A 16,791-nucleotide genomic window follows, 5' to 3' on the forward strand; every position below is an offset into this window, starting at 1 on the left:
CTTAATTCATCAAATTAGAATTTGTAGTTTACGTTTAAACCGTAAAGGTTAGCACGTGATTTCACGTTAAATACTGCATTTCCTTCTTTAAATTGGTTTTTTGAACCTCTTAAATGCGAGTAACCTAAATCTGCTGAAAGATTTGGGGTGAAGCGATAGGTTGCGCCTAGGCTATACCAAGTACGATCAGTGTCTGGAATAGAAATTGACGGACTGGTTACACTTGCAGTTTCATCATAGGCAATGCCGGTACGCAATGTTAAGGATTCGTTTACATCATAAGAGAAACCTAATGCAACACGAGAAGAGTCGCTGTAGTTTTCTTCTTTATTTAATAAAACATTACCGGATTCACCATAAGCGGTTAAAGCTTTGAATTTTTCCCATTCTGTACGTTTATAGCTATATTGCATTGCTAATTTGTCGGTTAGTTTGTGATAACCTGAAATTTCCCAGTAAGCCGGTAGATGTAGCGTTAAGCGACCCGGGATTTCTTGTCCGCCGGTTGCTTGGCTCATTGGTGATTGAGCTGCAATAGCTGGGTTTGCTAACAAAGCGTTAAATGCGGTTGGGAACCCATTTGAGTATTGGCCTTTAAATTTCACATTAACTGCAGAGTGATAAGCAACACCTAAACGGTTTCTTTCATTGATCTCATACATTAAACCAGCATTCCAGCCTAAGCTCCATTCATCGCCTTTAACACGGGCAATTTCAGTATTATTTTGCATTTGAGCTAGTGAGGCGGCAGCTGTAGGCAATCTGCTTGCTAATACTTTACCGCCAATACCTAGATGGCGAATAAATTCCGCTTCAGAGTAAAGTACATTTAAGCCCGCACCAGCACTAAAACCGTAGCCTAAATTATAAGCACCGCTTAAGTTAAAGTTGATGACTTTTAATTCGGTATTACCGCCGTACATACCTGCATTGAAATCAGGATCAAAGTGTGACTTCATACCATAGTTTACATTTACGCCACCACCAATTGCAAAGCGGTCATTGATAGGTGAAACAATATATAAATTCGGGACTAAAGCAGTTGGAATAATATTCTTTTGAGATGCTTTATAAGGGCCTAAGTTGCCATCAACATTAACATCAGCATTAACCACAACACCACCAGCAGAAATTTCAGTTTGTTTAAATAATGTCATCAATGCCGGATTGCTTGCCACCACAGAAGCGTTATCGGCAACTGCAGCATTACCTGCATAGGCCATTCCTAAGCCTGAAGTTGAAACTTCTGCCAATTGGAATGCAGCAGCTGATGCCCCTGCTGAACTAAGTGTAATCACTGAAGCAAGTAATGTTTTTGAAAAGTTTTTCATAGTAAGTCTCTTAAATTTATGAAAAGGAAAGAATTGTAATTTGAATAAATAAAATGATGTATTGTTAATATTTAATATAACAGGCGGATTTTACGGGGCTAAATTTACTCTATCAATTAAATTTTTATAAAAAAACATCTGTTCCGATCAGTTGAACGCAAAATTGCGTAAATTATCGACTTATTTTGACTTTCTTTTGGTTTTTTAGTGTATTTTTCCGTATAATTAGCTCGGACATTTAGGGTATTTTTAATATATAAAACCTTTCACACTAATTAGTTCTAAATGATTGACTAAATTAGTGGGGTATATCAAAATTTAACAACTTCCCCAGATGATTTTCTGGGAAATTCACGAGGAGATTTATGAAACTTACCTCAAAAGGCCGTTATGCGGTAACAGCTATTTTAGATATTGCTTTACACGGAAAATCAGAACCGGTGAGTTTAGCCGATATTTCAGATCGCCAAGCTATTTCCCTTTCCTATTTGGAACAGCTTTTTGCACAACTTCGCCGTGATGGGCTTGTGCAAAGTGTTCGAGGCCCGGGTGGTGGTTATCAGCTAGGTAAAAGACCTGAAGATATTAGCGTAGGAATGATTATTAACGCAGTTAATGAAAATATTGATGTAACTAGATGTAAGGGCAGTGGTAATTGTCGTAAAGATTCTCAATGTTTAACGCATTCTTTGTGGGAGCGATTAGAAGATCAAATTGAGCAGTTTTTAGGGACAATTTCAGTTGCTGATTTAGCTGCTGAACATGCTGATCACGATTGTGAAAAAGAGCATTGTCACGATCATCCGCATCATCACTAATTGCAAATTTTTTATTAAAAATAACCGCTTGGTTATTTTAATCAGGAGTAAAAATGAAATTACCAATTTATTTGGACTATGCTGCAACTACGCCAATGGATGAGCGTGTTGCAAAAAAAATGATGGAATATATGACCAAAGACGGCATCTTTGGTAACCCTGCTTCTCGCTCACACAAATTTGGTTGGGAAGCAGAAGAAGCTGTTGATGTGGCTCGTAACCAAATTGCCGATTTAATTGGTGCAGACAGTCGTGAAATCGTTTTCACTTCTGGTGCGACAGAGTCTGATAACTTAGCTATTAAAGGTGCTGCGCATTTCTATCAAACCAAAGGTAAACACATTATCACTGTTAAAACCGAACATAAAGCAGTATTAGATACTTGTCGTCAGTTAGAGCGTGAAGGTTTTGAAGTAACTTACTTAGACCCTGAAGAAGACGGTATTTTAGATTTAGCTAAATTAGAAGCGGCTATCCGCCCGGACACGATTTTAATTTCGGTAATGCACGTCAATAACGAAATGGGCGTAATTCAACCGATCAAAGAAATCGGTGCAATCTGCCGTGCGAAGAAAATCATTTTCCATGTTGATGCAACCCAGTCTGTAGGTAAAATTCCAGTTGATGTACAAGAGTTAAATGTTGATTTAATGTCTTTCTCAAGCCACAAATTATACGGACCAAAAGGGATCGGCGGTTTATATGTTTGCCGTAAACCACGTGTACGTTTAGAAGCGATTATTCACGGTGGCGGTCACGAGCGTGGTATGCGTTCGGGTACATTACCTGTTCACCAAATTGTAGGTATGGGTGAAGCATATCGTATTGCTAAAGAAGAAATGGCAAGCGAAATGGCTCGTTTAACCGTGTTACGTGATCGTTTATATAACGGCTTCAAAGATATTGAAGAAGTATATGTAAATGGTTCAATGGAAGACGGTAAACGTATCGGTTCAAACCTAAATATCAGCTTTAACTTTGTTGAGGGCGAATCGTTAATGATGTCATTACGTGATATCGCAGTATCATCAGGTTCAGCTTGTACTTCTGCAAGTTTAGAGCCATCTTATGTATTACGTGCAATCGGTCGTGACGATGAATTAGCTCACAGCTCAATCCGTTTCACTTTAGGTCGTTGGACGACTGAAGAAGAAATCGATCATACTATTGAAATCGTGAAAAAAGCTATCGTGAAATTGCGTGAGCTTTCGCCTCTTTGGGAAATGTTCAAAGATGGTGTAGATTTGTCTAAAATCGAATGGAATCACCACTAATTCAGAAAAATTTTGCAAGGGCAAATAATAATTTGTCCCTACAAAATAAGCTTTCATCACAAATAGTAAATTGAATGTAGGGGCGAAATATTTTTCGCCGGAAATAAAAGGAATATAAAAATGGCATATAGCGAAAAAGTAATTGATCATTACGAAAACCCACGCAACGTAGGGACTTTTGATAAAGAAGCATCAGACATCGGTACCGGTATGGTAGGTGCGCCAGCTTGTGGTGATATTTTACGTTTACAAATTAAAGTGAACGATCAGGGTATCATTGAAGATGCACGCTTTAAAGCATACGGTTGTGGTTCTGCAATCGCATCAAGTTCTCTCATTACCGAATGGGTAAAAGGTAAATCCTTAGAGGAAGCAGGTGCGATTAAAAACAGTGATATCGCTGAAGAGTTAGAATTACCACCGGTAAAAGTTCACTGTTCAATCTTAGCAGAAGATGCAATCAAAGCTGCAATTGCAGACTACAAAGAAAAACAAGCTAAGTAATATGATACAATCAATGCAAGCGGTCGATTTTTGCAAAAAATTTGCAAAATTTAACCGCTTGCATTTGCTATTTCTATCTTGATTTAATCCATTCACATAAGGAAAACTATGAGCATTACCTTAACAGAAGCTGCCGCAAACCGAGTTCGTACATTCTTAGAAAACCGAGGTAAAGGCATTGGGCTAAGGCTTGGCGTAAAAACCTCCGGTTGTTCGGGGCTTGCCTATGTGCTTGAATTTGTTGATGTATTAAATGAAGACGATCAGGTTTTTGAACAACACGGTGTAAAAGTTATTGTGGATGAAAAAAGTCTGACTTACTTAAACGGTACGCAGCTGGATTTTGTGAAAGAAGGCTTAAACGAAGGCTTTAAATACACCAACCCGAATGTTAAAAACGAATGCGGCTGTGGCGAAAGTTTTAGTGTGTAAGGAACTGTAATGAATAACCCTTTTACTTTATTTGATTTACCCGTTCAATTTCAACTTGATAACGCCCAGCTTTCTGAGCGTTATCTTGCATTACAGAAACAGCTTCATCCAGATAATTTTGCTCATAAATCAAGTGCAGAACAGCTAGAAGCAGTGCAAAAATCTGCTGATGTCAATGAGGCACTCAATATTCTTAAAGATCCGGTTTTACGGGCAGAAGCGATGATTGAAATCCATACAGGTGAAGCCAAAAATCTCGAAGAAAAAAGTATGCGAGATGTGGATTTCTTAATGCAGCAACTCGAATGGCACGAAAAACTGGAAACCATTGAGCATCGTAAAGACGAAACCGAACTGACCGTCTTTTTAAAACAGATTAAAGCGGAACAAAAAGCAGTATTAGAACAGCTTGAACAAACGTTAAATGCAGCCGACTGGCAAAAAGCCAATGCGTTAACCGACAAGCTCCGTTACTTTAAAAAATTAATTATTCAGATTGAGAAAGTGGAAGAAAAATTCTTTGATTATTAGTCCTATATTTGTATGGTTTTCGCAAGCGGTCAAATTCTAAGGAAATTTTGCAAATGAAAAATTTAGAACAATTATTAGATAAACAATCGGCTTGGTTAATTTTAAGAGACTGGTTTACCCAAGCCAAAAATCATTACGAAATTTTAGCGAGTTACCCTGAAGATGCCGGAAGTGCTTTAGTTGGTATGCAACTTTCCACTCGTTCGCCGCTTGGGGCAATACTTTATGAAACAGGTGGTGTGTTTATTGATCACGGCTGGTTACGTATTTTAGGCTCGGGTAATGAGAAATTACCTCGAGGGCTATTCGATTGGAACTTCGGCAAAACGTTTAAACAATCGGGCGAGCAACCTAGCCATTTATTAATCGCTGATGATGCAATTGGCGGTTATTTTGCTATTAATGCAGGCGGAATTGGCTCAGAGCTCGGCAAAGTTTATTACTATCACCCAAAAGCTAAAAAATGGGAAAACACCCAATTAGGTTATTCAGAATTTCTAGGCTGGGCATTAGCAGGGGATTTAAACCATTTTTACCAGGATTTGCGTTGGGAAAACTGGCAAACCGATGTAGAAAAATTACAAGGACATCAGGTGCTGGATCTCGCTAGTAAAATCGCTGTACCGATTGAACGCCACTACCAGGGTGAATTTGCCCCTGAAAATATGGGATATTCGGTGGCGTAGTTTTAACTTTCTCCCACAAGGGGAGAGAGTTAATTTTGCGGTTATTTTAGAATTTTGAAAGAACAACATTTTCTCCTACAAAAGGAGAATGCTAATTTTTTAGTTGTTTTGACTTTTTGAAAGAATAACCCTCTCCCCTTGTGGGAGAGGGATAGATTTTTCTTCGTTCAGAAGAAAAATCAGGGAGAGGGGAATCTCCAGCTTCTCTTAAACAATATATTTCACTCCATTTAATACAATAGAGAACTAAGTTAGAAAGATAAAGAGATAAATAAATGGCATTATTACAAATTTCTGAACCCGGTCAAACCGCTGCACCGCATCAACATAAATTAGCGGTAGGAATTGATCTAGGGACAACTAATTCATTAGTAGCTGCTGTGCGTAGTGGGCAGGCTCAAGTATTACTTGATGAACAAGAAAGAGCATTAGTGCCGTCAGTAGTGCATTATGCAGAAGTAGAAAAAACGGTTGGGGTTGAAGCCTTTGCCAAAGCGGCTCTTGACCCGAAAAATACCGTTATTTCAGCTAAACGGCTAATTGGGCGTTCTTTGGCAGATGTTCAGCAACGCTATCAAAATTTACCTTATCAATTTGTGGCGAGCGAAAACGGTTTACCTTTAATTCAAACTGCTCAAGGCAATAAAAGCCCGATTGAAGTTTCGGCAGATATTCTAAGCCACTTGACACAATTTGCTGAAAAGCGTTTAGGTGGAGAGCTTTCAGGTGTAGTAATTACCGTACCGGCTTATTTTGATGACGCACAACGCCAAAGCACCAAAGATGCTGCTCGTCTTGCAGGCTTAAATGTCTTGCGTTTACTCAATGAACCAACGGCAGCAGCGATTGCTTATGGCTTAGACAGCGGACAAGAAGGTGTGATTGCTGTTTACGATTTAGGTGGAGGTACTTTCGACTTATCCATTTTGCGTTTACGCAAAGGCGTATTTGAAGTATTGGCAACCGCAGGGGATACCGCACTTGGCGGCGATGATTTCGACCACCTATTAGCGGAATGGATTGCCAAACAGGCAAATTACCAGCCACAAACTGCAAGCGAACAGCGTGAGTTATTAACCTTAGCTACTCAAGCAAAAATTGCTCTTTCGCAAGCGGTCGAATTTGAGGTGAAATTTGCAAATTGGATAGGTGTAGTAAGCCGTTCGCAATTTAATGAGCTAATCCAACCGCTTGTAAAACGTTCATTGATGACTTGTCGCCGAGCATTGAAAGATGCAGGTGTTGAAGCAGAAGAAATTCAAGAAGTGGTAATGGTAGGCGGTTCAACCCGAGTTCCGTTTGTGCGTGAACAAGTCGGCGAGTTTTTTGGTAAAACGCCATTAACCTCTATCGACCCGGATAAAGTGGTTGCTATTGGTGCGGCGGTGCAAGCGGATATTTTAGTCGGCAATAAACCGGATTCCGATATGTTGTTGCTTGATGTTGTGCCGCTTTCACTCGGAATTGAAACGATGGGCGGTTTGGTGGAGAAAATTATTCCACGCAATACCACCATTCCGGTGGCTCGGGCGCAAGAATTTACCACCGGTAAAGACGGACAAACGGCGATGACAATCCACGTTTTACAAGGCGAGCGTGAATTAGTGGAAGATTGCCGCTCTTTAGGCAAAATCACCTTGCGTGGCATTCCGGCAATGGCGGCAGGGGTTGCACAGGTGCGAGTGACTTACCAAGTCGATGCAGACGGTTTATTAAACGTGACCGCAATGGAAAAATCGACCAAAGTGCAGGCTTCAATTCAAATCAAACCATCTTATGGTTTAACTGATGAAGAAGTGACACAGATGATTAAGTCCTCGATGGCAAATGCCAAAGAAGATATGGAAGCTCGTCAGTTAGTTGAGCAACGGGTTGAGGCCGACCGAGTGATTGATAGTGTCGTAACGGCATTGAAAGAAGATGGTGCAGAGGTGTTGAGCGTAGAGGAATTCCAAGCGATTGAAGCACAATTAGCCCGTTTAATCGAATTAAAAGAAGGTACTGATCGCTTTGCAATTCAGCAAGGTATCAAAGAGGTGGATTTAGCTACGCAAGAATTTGCAGCACGGCGTATGAATTTATCAATTCAAAAAGCGTTAGCCGGTAAAAAAATGGACGATTTAGCATAAGGGGGCAGTATGTCTAACTATGTAAAAACCGAGATTTCAGAACAATTCAGAACCGTTGCAGTTGAATTTGATTTAGAGGATAACCGCATTTTTGAGCTGGGCGAGCGGATTAATACTGAATATGATGTTGCTTATATGAACGGTTATAACTGGGCTGCATTTTTACGGGCTTATCTTAGTATTTATCGTCCAAGCCTATTAGAGTTATTAGAAGAAGATCCGGACGTAGGATGTTATTATGTTACCTATCCGCTTTCCGAGAAAAGTAAAGAGAAAGCAAGGGAATTAAAGAAGATTATTGTTTATCTGGTTGAAAATGAGGAAGAGATTTTAAACTTCATCGGCGAACATCTGGATAATATTGAATGGGATTAGTAAAAGGAAACTAAAAATGCCAAAAATTGTTTTTCTTCCACACGAAGAGTTCTGTCCGGAAGGTATGGTTGTTGAAGCTAAAGCCGGCGATAATTTATTAGAAGTTGCACACGAAGCAGGCGTTGAAATTCATCACGCTTGCGACTGTTCTTGTGCTTGTACCACTTGCCATGTGGTGATTCGTGAAGGTTTTGATTCGTTAAATGATACTTCAGATCAAGAAGAAGATATGCTAGATAAAGCTTGGGGTTTGGAAATGGACAGCCGCTTAAGTTGCCAATGTATTGTTGGTGAGGAAGATTTAGTCGTTGAAATTCCGAAATATAATTTAAATCACGCAAATGAGGCAGCACACTAATGAAATGGACAGATACCCGAATGATTGCAGAAAATCTGTATGATATGAACCCGGATTTAGACCCGACCACGGTTCGTTTTACAGATATGCATAAATGGATTTGCGAAATGGAAGATTTCGATGATGATCCGGAAGCATCAAACGAACATATTCTTGAAGCGATTTTAACTATTTGGCTAGAAGAGTATGAATAGCAGCAAGAACCTAAAGCAAGTGCTTTAGGTTTTTCTTATTACAAGCGGTTAGAAAAATAACATTTTTTACATATGACTGTTATAAAGGCGAATACAGTTATGCATTATATGAGGACAAATTTATGAGTGAATCTAAACCTTTTCCAATAACGACAGGTTTTTTTGCAATGCCATTAGGGCTGGGAGCGTTAGGCCTTGCCTGGTTAAATGCAACGCCTATCACTCCTTATGCTACAACAATTGGTAATATCATTGCTGGAACGTCAGTCATACTTTGGGTAGCCTTATTAGGCTGTTATGTGTATCGTGTGTTTTTTTGTTTTGAGCAGATTAAAGCAGAATTTATGCACCCGGTGCAATGTTGTTTATTTTCCTTAGTGACAATGACAACCATGATAAGCGGTGATGTACTCTATGTATGGGGCTTTTATTTAGGCGAACTATTGATTTTTTTAGGCGTCATTGTGCATTTAATTTTCTTGGTTTTTATTATTGGTGGATTATGGAAAGGCACACAATTTTTGCCGGAAACGCTACACCCGGTACATTACCTACCGCCAATTGCAGGAAGCTTCACTATGGCAAGTTCATTAAGCTTAATTGGCTACAGTGAAATTGCCTCTTTATTTTTAGGCATTGGCATAATTTCCTGGTTAGTATATGAACCCACTATGTTACAAAGAATTCGGCTTAGTCCGCTTTTTCCGATTGCTAGACCATCTTTAGGAATTGTTCTTGCTCCGGCATTTGTGGGCGCTTCTGCCTATTTTTCTATGGGTGGAGAATTAGACTTGTTGGCAAAAATGTTATGGGGATATGGATTCTTACAATTCTGTTTTATTTTACGAAACCTCAAATGGATAGCTGAAAATGGCTTCTCGATGGGTTTCTGGGCATTTTCATTTGGTTTAGCTGCAATGGCAAGAGGTGCGATTGAATTTTATCAATTTGAACCTTTATCTTTTATTGGGTTAGCCGGCTTCACTATTGCCAATTTCGGCATTGGGTTATTGCTGATCTTTACCCTGAAATTGTGGCTACAACAATCAAGAGCATAGGAACATTATAAATTCACTAAAATAACGCCACCTTTTAAAGAATCCATACATTTAACCAACTTGAACTTTGGGAATTGATTTTGAGAAAGTGGCGGATAACCTAATGGTTTATTAGGTCGCTATCTAGCTTGATGCTTCTTACCGCATACACTCTGCGTTTATTCAGCTCTTCCCGAATTGCTTGTTTTTCAAAACCGTCTTGAATAACTTGCTGCACATCAATTTCGATTGCGGCTTGGTAATATTTTTTCGCCAATTCAGGTTGGGGGTAATTCCGCTGTTCAAAACCTAATCGCCCTCTAGCATCCGCTTCACAGGCGAGCAGGAAATCAAAAAAGCGGTTTGGTTTACGCCACACATCTAGGCTGTTAAACAGTTTTATTACCGTTTCAGGGCGAAGTTCTGCCATTTTATGGCAATGCGTGTGGTATTCGGTCACTAAAAGGGCAAAATCTTTAATCTCAGTTGGGATTTTTAATCGATTGGCTAACTCTCGGGTTGGTTGAATACCTTTGACTTCGTGTCCGTAGTGATGAGGCAAAATATCAGCAGGCGTTAAGCCTTTGCCTAAGTCGTGGCAAAGAGCAGAAAATAGTAAAGCGGTCGGATTTTCCGCTTTTTTTGCAAGTCTTTTTGCCTGTTGTAGCACCATTAACGTGTGTTTGCCGGAGTCAATTTCAGGGTGGTGTTGGGTAGGCTGTGGCACGCCAAACAGGCGATCCAGTTCAGGGAATAGCACTTTTAACGCCCCAACTAAGCGTAAAATGTCAAAATAAACGTGCGGATTATCGGTTTCAAAGGCTTTTTGTGTTTCCAGCCACACCCGTTCTGCGGTTAAATTTTCCAACTCACCGCTTTTTACCATCTCTCGCATTAATTTCAGGGTTTCAGGAGCAATGGCAAAACCAAATGAATGAAAACGGGCGGCAAAGCGGGCAACCCGTATCACCCGTAGCGGATCTTCACTGAATGCCGGAGAAACGTGGCGGAGTAGCCGATTTTCTAAATCTTGCACACCGCCATAAGGATCAAAAAGCGTGCCGTTCTCATCTTGGGCGATGGCGTTAATGGTTAAATCTCGGCGGATTAAATCTTGCTCAAGCGTGACGTTTGGGGAGAAATCGCAAATAAAGCCGTTGTAACCATTGCCGTTTTTACGTTCTTGGCGAGCAAGGGCATATTCTTCTTTGGTTTTTGGGTGTAAAAACACCGGAAAATCTGCCCCAACTTGTTGAAATCCTTGGGCTAAAAGTTGTTCGGCAGTTGCGCCAACCACTAAAAAATCTCTATCTTTCACTGGCAGCCCAAGAAGTTGATCCCGCACTGCTCCACCGACTAAATAAATATCCATTTGCAAAAAATCTCAAAAAAATGACCGCTTGTCGTATTTTACGCTCGATCTAATTCCCCTCTTTAGCAAAGAGGGGGTAGGAGAGATTTGGCAAAATTTCTATACGCTCATACGAAATGTTGAAATAGTATCAAATCTCCCCCAGCCCCTGATTTTCTAAAGAGGGGAGTTATTTATTAGACTATGAATACCATCGGATAATGTTATTCCGTTTTCTCTTTAAATTCGCATAAATCTTCAATAATACAAGAGCCACAACGAGGCTTACGGGCAATGCAAGTGTAGCGTCCGTGTAAAATCAGCCAATGGTGAACATCGACTTTAAATTCATCTGGTACAACTTTCAGCAGTTTTTCTTCCACCTGAACCACATTTTTGCCCGGGGCGAAGTTTGTGCGGTTTGATACTCGGAAAATATGGGTATCAACTGCAATTGTAGGGTGTCCGAATGCGGTATTCATCACCACATTGGCGGTTTTTCTGCCGACACCGGCAAGGGCTTCGAGGGCATCTCTGTCTTCAGGCACTTCGCCGTTGTGTTTTTCGATCAGATCTCGGCAGGTCTTGATAATATTTTCTGCCTTGCTGTTAAATAAGCCGATAGTTTTGATGTACTCTTTTAGCCCATCTACGCCTAAATCTAAAATCGCTTGTGGCGTGTTGGCGACAGGGAAGAGCTTGTCTGTGGCTTTATTTACGCCTTTATCGGTCGCTTGGGCGGATAGAATTACGGCAATTAATAATTCAAACGGATTACTGTAATTGAGTTCAGTTGTCGGTTTTGGATTTTCATTGCGTAAACGGGTTAAAATCTCAATACGTTTTGCTTTATTCATTGTTAATTAAAAATTCCTTGCTCGTAGAGCATTTTGCCGACCATCATAAAAGACATCGTCACTAGCATCGGACGGATTAATTTTTTGCCTTTTGTCATTACCATTTTCGCACCGAGTGTGCCGCCAATAAATTGCCCGACCATCATAATTAAGCCGATTTTCCACATTACCGCACCACCAAGTGTAAAGAAAATTAATGAGGCAAAGTTGGAGGTAAAATTAATCACTTTGGCGTGTGCTACGGCTTTAGAGAGGTTGAAGCCGAGCAGCAAAATAAATGCCAGAGTCATAAAAGAGCCGGTTGCCGGTCCGAACATTCCATCATAAAAACCGAGAGCGACAGCGGCGGTAAAGGCAAATAGGGTAAAGCTAATGCGTTGTTTACGATCTTCATCGCCAATTTTAGGGCTGACCAAAAAATAGATGCCGATAATCAGAATTAAGAAAGGCAACAATGTTTTTAAGAAATCGACATTGATCATTTGCACAAAAATAGTACCGGCGGCAGAGCCTAAAAAAGTGCATAGAATTAGCAACCAAATTTGTTTTAAATTAACAGCTTTTTTGCGAATAAAATAGAGTGAGGAAGAGAGTGAACCGCCACACGCCTGTAATTTATTCGTGCCAAGTGCCATTGCCGGAGGAAGCCCTGCTGCCATTAATGCCGGAATAGTGAGTAAGCCACCGCCACCAGCGATGGCATCAATAAAGCCGGCAAGGGTCGCAACGGCAAACAAGATTGCTAAAACATCAATTCCCAATTCCATTAATACACCACCATTTCGTCACTATGCACTGCAACAGAACCAAATTCATAACCAAGGAGCGATTCAATTTCTTTTGATTTCTTACCTTTAATTCGCAGCAATGCCTCACTGCTATAACGGGCAATGCCGAGTGCTAAGGCTTTGCCGTCTTGGCTGAAAATTTTGATTACTTCACCTCGAGTAAATTCGCCTTTGATGGCAGAAACTCCCACCGGCAGTAATGATTTATGTTGAAGCAAGGCTTGTTCCGCCCCGAAATCTACCACAATTTCACCCACTTGCGGAGCAGCAAATAACCAGCGTTTTCTGCCTTCCAAGCGGTCAGATTGGACTAAAAATTTACTGCCGATGTTTTGCCCGTTTGCTAAATCAACTAACACATTTGGGCGAGAACCGGAGGCGATGATGGTTTCCACACCGGAGCGGGTAGCAATATCAGCAGCAGTAATTTTGGTACTCATTCCGCCTGTGCCTAATCCGGTTGAACTGCCACCGGCAATTTGGCGGATTTCAGGCGTGATTTTTTCCACCACCGAGAGCAGTTTGGCATCAGGGTTCGAGCGAGGGTCGGCACTAAATAAGCCCTCTTGGTCGGTTAATAAATAGAGCTGATCTGCTTGAGCCAAAATCGCAACTAAAGCTGATAAATTATCGTTATCACCGACTTTAAATTCTTCGGTGGCAACGGCATCGTTTTCATTAATCACCGGAATGATTCTTTGTGCAAGCAGAGCATCAAGGGTATCTCGAGCATTAAGGAAACGTTCACGATCGTCCAGATCGGCTCGGGTTAAGAGCATCTGCCCGATATGAATATTATAAATATCGAATAAATTTTCCCACACCCGAATAAGCTGACTTTGCCCGACCGCCGCTAACATTTGCTTAGAGGCTAAGGTTTTAGGGAGTTCAGGGTGTCCTAAATAGTCCCGACCGGCAGCAGCAGCCCCGGAAGTCACCACAATCACACGATGTTGTTGGTGTAATTGAGCGATTTGCTTTACCAGCTCTAACATATAAGGACGGCTTAAACTTTTAGTGCCGTGTGTGAGAGTGCTGGTGCCAAATTTTATCACGATAGTTTTTGACATAATCTGTTCACTTGTAACTAAAAATAATGTTGCCAAAAGTATCACTTTTAGGGTGTAAAATCACGCTTAATTTGATATAAAATCAAACCAATTTGCATAATAGGAGAAAAAATGAAAATCAGCATTATTGTTGCCCGAACAATCAACAAGGTGATTGGCAAAGATAACCAAATGCCGTGGCATTTGCCGGTAGATTTAGCGTGGTTTCGCCAAAACACGTTAGGCAAACCAGTGATTATGGGGCGTAAAACCTATGAATCAATTGGTAGGCTATTGCCAGAACGTCCTAATATTATTCTTTCCCGTTCAGGTTTTACAGTGGAAGGGGCTTATGCGGCACAATCGCTTGAACAAGCGGTCGAATTAGCAAAAAATTTTGCAAGCACAGATGAAATAATGATTATTGGTGGCGGAGAACTATTTAAACAGGCACTACCGAAGGCTGACACGCTGTATCTCACAGAAATTCAAGCGGAAATTGATGGCGATACGTTCTTTGAATTTGATGAACAAAATTGGGCGTTAGCAGAAGAAAGGTGGTCAGAAATTGATGAAAATAACCCGTTACGCTGCCGTTTTATGCGTTTAGAACGAAAATCTGCTTAATAACTAAGCGGTTAAAAGCAAAAATGTGAACGCAAACCTTTGCTATTTTTGGAGCTAGATACAAATAAAAAAACAGCCTTTAAAATATCGGCAGTTTATTTTATTTGAGGAGGTTCTAAATGGACTATGTTGAAATACTTGGCTATGTGGCGATGATTTTAGTTGCCTGTTCTTTTTTATTAAAAGATGTGATTAAACTGCGGGTGGTGAATTCGCTGGGTTGTGCCTGTTTTGTTATTTATGGCTTGCTGATTGGCTCGATTCCGGTGACTGGCTTAAATGCGTTGGTGGTGTGCATTAATTTGTACTATATTTTCAAAGCGAATCAACTGACAACTGCACATTCGTAAATTTTTGTCTAAAACAGACCGCTTGTAAGACAGGCTTACAAGCGGTTTTTGATTTTAGAGATTATACAGAATATCTAACGCATCACTGAGTTTTTTCACGGTGAACACCTGCATATCTTTAATTGCCTTTTTCGGGGCATTGCCGTGAGGAATTATCGCCCGTTTAAAACCGTGTTTTGCGGCTTCGCTGATCCGTTCTTGCCCACTGGTAACTGGGCGGATTTCCCCAGCTAAACCGACTTCTCCAAAAATTACCAAATCCTGCGGTAACGGGCGGTTACGGAAGCTGGAAATTAACGCTAAAATTAAGGCTAAATCGGCACTGGTTTCCGTGACTTTCACCCCACCGACCACATTCACAAACACATCTTGATCCGACATCTGCAAGCCACCGTGTCGGTGTAGCACCGCAAGTAATAGCGATAAACGGTTATGATCTAAGCCAACCGCCACTCGGCGAGGGTTTGCCAGCATTGAGTGATCAACTAAGGCTTGAATTTCAACCAACAATGGGCGTGTCCCTTCCCATAACACCATTACCGAACTGCCCGGCGTTTGCTCTTCGCTACGGCTTAAGAAAATCGCTGATGGGTTTTTAACCTCTTTTAGCCCCTGTTCGGTCATCGCAAATACGCCCAATTCATTAACAGCACCAAAACGGTTTTTCTGGCTACGCAAAGTCCGGAAGCGGGAATCGGATTCGCCTTCCAAAAGCAAGGAGGCATCAATGGCGTGTTCCAATACTTTCGGGCCGGCAAGCGTGCCATCTTTAGTGACGTGCCCAACCATAATAATCGCCACTTGGCGGGTTTTGGCGTAGCGGGTAAGGAAAGATGCACATTCACGCACTTGTGAAACACTGCCGGGTGAAGATTGAATATCCGACAAGTGCATAACCTGAATTGAGTCAATCACCATAATCTTCGGTTTTTCTTGGTCTGCAATATTGCAAATATGCTCGACAGAGGTTTCAGACAACATTTTCAGATTTGCGGTTGGTAAGCCTAAGCGATTTGCCCTCATTGCCACTTGTTGTAACGACTCTTCACCGGTGACATACAGCGTTGGCAGATGTTGGGCTAAACCGCACATTACTTGCAGTAATAATGTACTTTTCCCTGCCCCCGGGTGGCCACCAATCAGAATGGCCGACCCCGGCACCACACCGCCACCGAGTACACGATCCAGCTCGTTAAAGCCACTGCTAAAGCGAGGCACTTCCTGCAAGCTGATGTCAGACAGCGTTTGTACTTTGCCTGACGTTTCACCGGCATAGCCGCTAAAGCGGTCAGATTTCGCCGTTTCTTTGCTGGAAATCAACCGTACTTCACTGATGGTATTCCAAGACTTACATTCCTTACATTGCCCCATCCAACGGGAATATTCAGCCCCGCAATCGTTACAAACATAAGCGGTTTTAGGTGCTTTTGCCATTCTTGATTCCTAATTGAGTAAATTTGGCAAATTCTAACAAAAAACTGTATGGATAAACAGATAAAAATTTTATTTTTTCGATCTGCGTCGAAAAATTAAAATTTGCCGGTCGCAAAGCAGGCAAAAAATTTGCACACTTGATTCGCCACAATTTGTTGGTGCAATTTATAAGGAATTTATATGCAAAAAATTGTACATTTTCGACCGCTTGGCATTCGCCAACTTCATCGGGCATTTACCCTCATTGAGTTGATGATCGTGATTGCGATTATTGCCATTCTTGCCACTATTGCGATCCCTTCCTATAACTCATACACCCAAAAGGCGGCGTTATCGGAGTTATTACAAGCATCTGCTTCGTATAAATCAGACGTTGAAGTCTGTATTTACAACAGTGGCGGGTTGGATAACTGCTCCGGTGGCACGAATGGGATTCAGGCGAATAAAACCAGCAGTAATACCACTAAATACCTAAATTCGATTGCGGTAACAAAAGGCGTGATTACAGTAACCGGCAAAGGCTCGCTGAATGGTTATAGCTACACCTTAACACCATCGTTCTCAAATAATACGATTAGCTGGGCGGCAAGTTGTAGCGGCAGTGATACCAGCCTATTTCCAGCTAATTTCTGTAGCACAACCACTACACCAAACGGCTAATTTGAG

20 protein-coding genes are annotated in these 16,791 nt (G+C 41.2%); 14 read left to right on the forward strand and 6 right to left on the reverse strand.

What is annotated here, in order from left to right; all coding sequences use genetic code 11:
• Positions 1-14 precede the first annotated feature (14 nt).
• A complete protein-coding gene (locus tag ACJ7Z2_RS06565; RefSeq protein WP_409499735.1) occupies positions 15-1,331 on the reverse strand; it encodes an outer membrane protein transport protein in 1,317 nt (438 codons plus the stop codon).
• Positions 1,332-1,696: 365 nt separating this feature from the next.
• On the opposite strand from ACJ7Z2_RS06565, the gene iscR reads away from it, so the two are divergent.
• From iscR to ACJ7Z2_RS06620, 11 genes are all read left to right on the forward strand, one after another.
• On the forward strand, positions 1,697-2,149 hold the full coding sequence (iscR, locus tag ACJ7Z2_RS06570) for a Fe-S cluster assembly transcriptional regulator IscR (RefSeq protein ID WP_126302247.1): 453 nt from the start codon (positions 1,697-1,699) through the stop codon (positions 2,147-2,149).
• A 53-nt stretch (positions 2,150-2,202) separates the two neighbouring features.
• Complete coding sequence (locus ACJ7Z2_RS06575; RefSeq protein WP_409499736.1) at positions 2,203-3,423, forward strand: IscS subfamily cysteine desulfurase; 1,221 nt, start codon at positions 2,203-2,205, stop codon at positions 3,421-3,423.
• Between the two features lie 120 nt (positions 3,424-3,543).
• Entirely contained in the window at positions 3,544-3,927 is a 384-nt protein-coding gene (gene iscU / locus ACJ7Z2_RS06580; protein ID WP_126302245.1) for a Fe-S cluster assembly scaffold IscU, read from the forward strand.
• Between the two features lie 108 nt (positions 3,928-4,035).
• Entirely contained in the window at positions 4,036-4,359 is a 324-nt protein-coding gene (gene iscA, locus ACJ7Z2_RS06585; protein WP_006248385.1) for an iron-sulfur cluster assembly protein IscA, read from the forward strand.
• A 9-nt stretch (positions 4,360-4,368) separates the two neighbouring features.
• Positions 4,369-4,890, forward strand: a complete 522-nt coding sequence (gene hscB, locus ACJ7Z2_RS06590; RefSeq protein WP_409499737.1) for a Fe-S protein assembly co-chaperone HscB — start codon at positions 4,369-4,371, stop codon at positions 4,888-4,890.
• A 53-nt stretch (positions 4,891-4,943) separates the two neighbouring features.
• Positions 4,944-5,576, forward strand: coding sequence for a DUF2625 family protein (locus ACJ7Z2_RS06595; RefSeq protein ID WP_409499738.1), 633 nt, complete (start codon positions 4,944-4,946; stop codon positions 5,574-5,576).
• A 275-nt stretch (positions 5,577-5,851) separates the two neighbouring features.
• Positions 5,852-7,705 (forward strand): Fe-S protein assembly chaperone HscA, encoded by a 1,854-nt coding sequence (gene hscA / locus ACJ7Z2_RS06600; protein ID WP_409499739.1) that lies wholly within the window; start codon positions 5,852-5,854, stop codon positions 7,703-7,705.
• A gap of 9 nt (positions 7,706-7,714) precedes the next feature.
• A complete protein-coding gene (locus tag ACJ7Z2_RS06605; protein ID WP_006248389.1) occupies positions 7,715-8,080 on the forward strand; it encodes an Imm51 family immunity protein in 366 nt (121 codons plus the stop codon).
• A 16-nt stretch (positions 8,081-8,096) separates the two neighbouring features.
• Positions 8,097-8,438 carry an ISC system 2Fe-2S type ferredoxin gene (gene fdx, locus ACJ7Z2_RS06610; RefSeq protein ID WP_409499740.1) on the forward strand — a complete coding sequence of 114 codons (342 nt, stop codon included), beginning with the start codon at positions 8,097-8,099 and terminating at the stop codon, positions 8,436-8,438.
• Complete coding sequence (gene iscX, locus ACJ7Z2_RS06615) at positions 8,438-8,632, forward strand: Fe-S cluster assembly protein IscX (RefSeq protein ID WP_006248391.1); 195 nt, start codon at positions 8,438-8,440, stop codon at positions 8,630-8,632. Before fdx ends, iscX begins: the two co-directional genes overlap by 1 nt.
• A gap of 122 nt (positions 8,633-8,754) precedes the next feature.
• Positions 8,755-9,690: a TDT family transporter gene (locus ACJ7Z2_RS06620; protein ID WP_061887166.1), complete on the forward strand. Its 936-nt coding sequence runs from the start codon at positions 8,755-8,757 to the stop codon at positions 9,688-9,690.
• Positions 9,691-9,790: 100 nt separating this feature from the next.
• Here ACJ7Z2_RS06620 and ACJ7Z2_RS06625 read toward each other — a convergent pair whose 3' ends face one another.
• From ACJ7Z2_RS06625 to proB, 4 genes are all read right to left on the reverse strand, one after another.
• Positions 9,791-11,041 carry a multifunctional CCA addition/repair protein gene (locus tag ACJ7Z2_RS06625; protein ID WP_409499741.1) on the reverse strand — a complete coding sequence of 417 codons (1,251 nt, stop codon included), beginning with the start codon at positions 11,039-11,041 and terminating at the stop codon, positions 9,791-9,793.
• Positions 11,042-11,244: 203 nt separating this feature from the next.
• Positions 11,245-11,877 (reverse strand): endonuclease III, encoded by a 633-nt coding sequence (nth, locus tag ACJ7Z2_RS06630; RefSeq protein ID WP_006248394.1) that lies wholly within the window; start codon positions 11,875-11,877, stop codon positions 11,245-11,247.
• Between the two features lie 2 nt (positions 11,878-11,879).
• Positions 11,880-12,644: a TSUP family transporter gene (locus ACJ7Z2_RS06635; protein WP_006248395.1), complete on the reverse strand. Its 765-nt coding sequence runs from the start codon at positions 12,642-12,644 to the stop codon at positions 11,880-11,882.
• Positions 12,644-13,735, reverse strand: a complete 1,092-nt coding sequence (gene proB, locus ACJ7Z2_RS06640; RefSeq protein ID WP_409499742.1) for a glutamate 5-kinase — start codon at positions 13,733-13,735, stop codon at positions 12,644-12,646. The genes ACJ7Z2_RS06635 and proB overlap by 1 nt, the downstream gene beginning before the upstream one ends.
• A gap of 111 nt (positions 13,736-13,846) precedes the next feature.
• Between proB and ACJ7Z2_RS06645 the strand changes: the two genes are divergently transcribed.
• A complete protein-coding gene (locus ACJ7Z2_RS06645) occupies positions 13,847-14,341 on the forward strand; it encodes a dihydrofolate reductase (RefSeq protein WP_409499743.1) in 495 nt (164 codons plus the stop codon).
• Between the two features lie 119 nt (positions 14,342-14,460).
• Complete coding sequence (locus ACJ7Z2_RS06650) at positions 14,461-14,691, forward strand: YgjV family protein (RefSeq protein ID WP_154704173.1); 231 nt, start codon at positions 14,461-14,463, stop codon at positions 14,689-14,691.
• Between the two features lie 54 nt (positions 14,692-14,745).
• On the opposite strand, the gene radA is transcribed toward ACJ7Z2_RS06650, so the two are convergent.
• Positions 14,746-16,125 (reverse strand): DNA repair protein RadA, encoded by a 1,380-nt coding sequence (gene radA, locus ACJ7Z2_RS06655; RefSeq protein WP_409499744.1) that lies wholly within the window; start codon positions 16,123-16,125, stop codon positions 14,746-14,748.
• Between the two features lie 180 nt (positions 16,126-16,305).
• Between radA and ppdD the strand changes: the two genes are divergently transcribed.
• On the forward strand, positions 16,306-16,785 hold the full coding sequence (ppdD, locus tag ACJ7Z2_RS06660) for a prepilin peptidase-dependent pilin (protein ID WP_409499745.1): 480 nt from the start codon (positions 16,306-16,308) through the stop codon (positions 16,783-16,785).
• The last annotated feature ends 6 nt before the right edge of the window (positions 16,786-16,791 follow it).

Source organism: Mannheimia glucosida (genome assembly GCF_046267875.1).
Classification (GTDB): Bacteria; Pseudomonadota; Gammaproteobacteria; order Enterobacterales; family Pasteurellaceae; genus Mannheimia; species Mannheimia glucosida.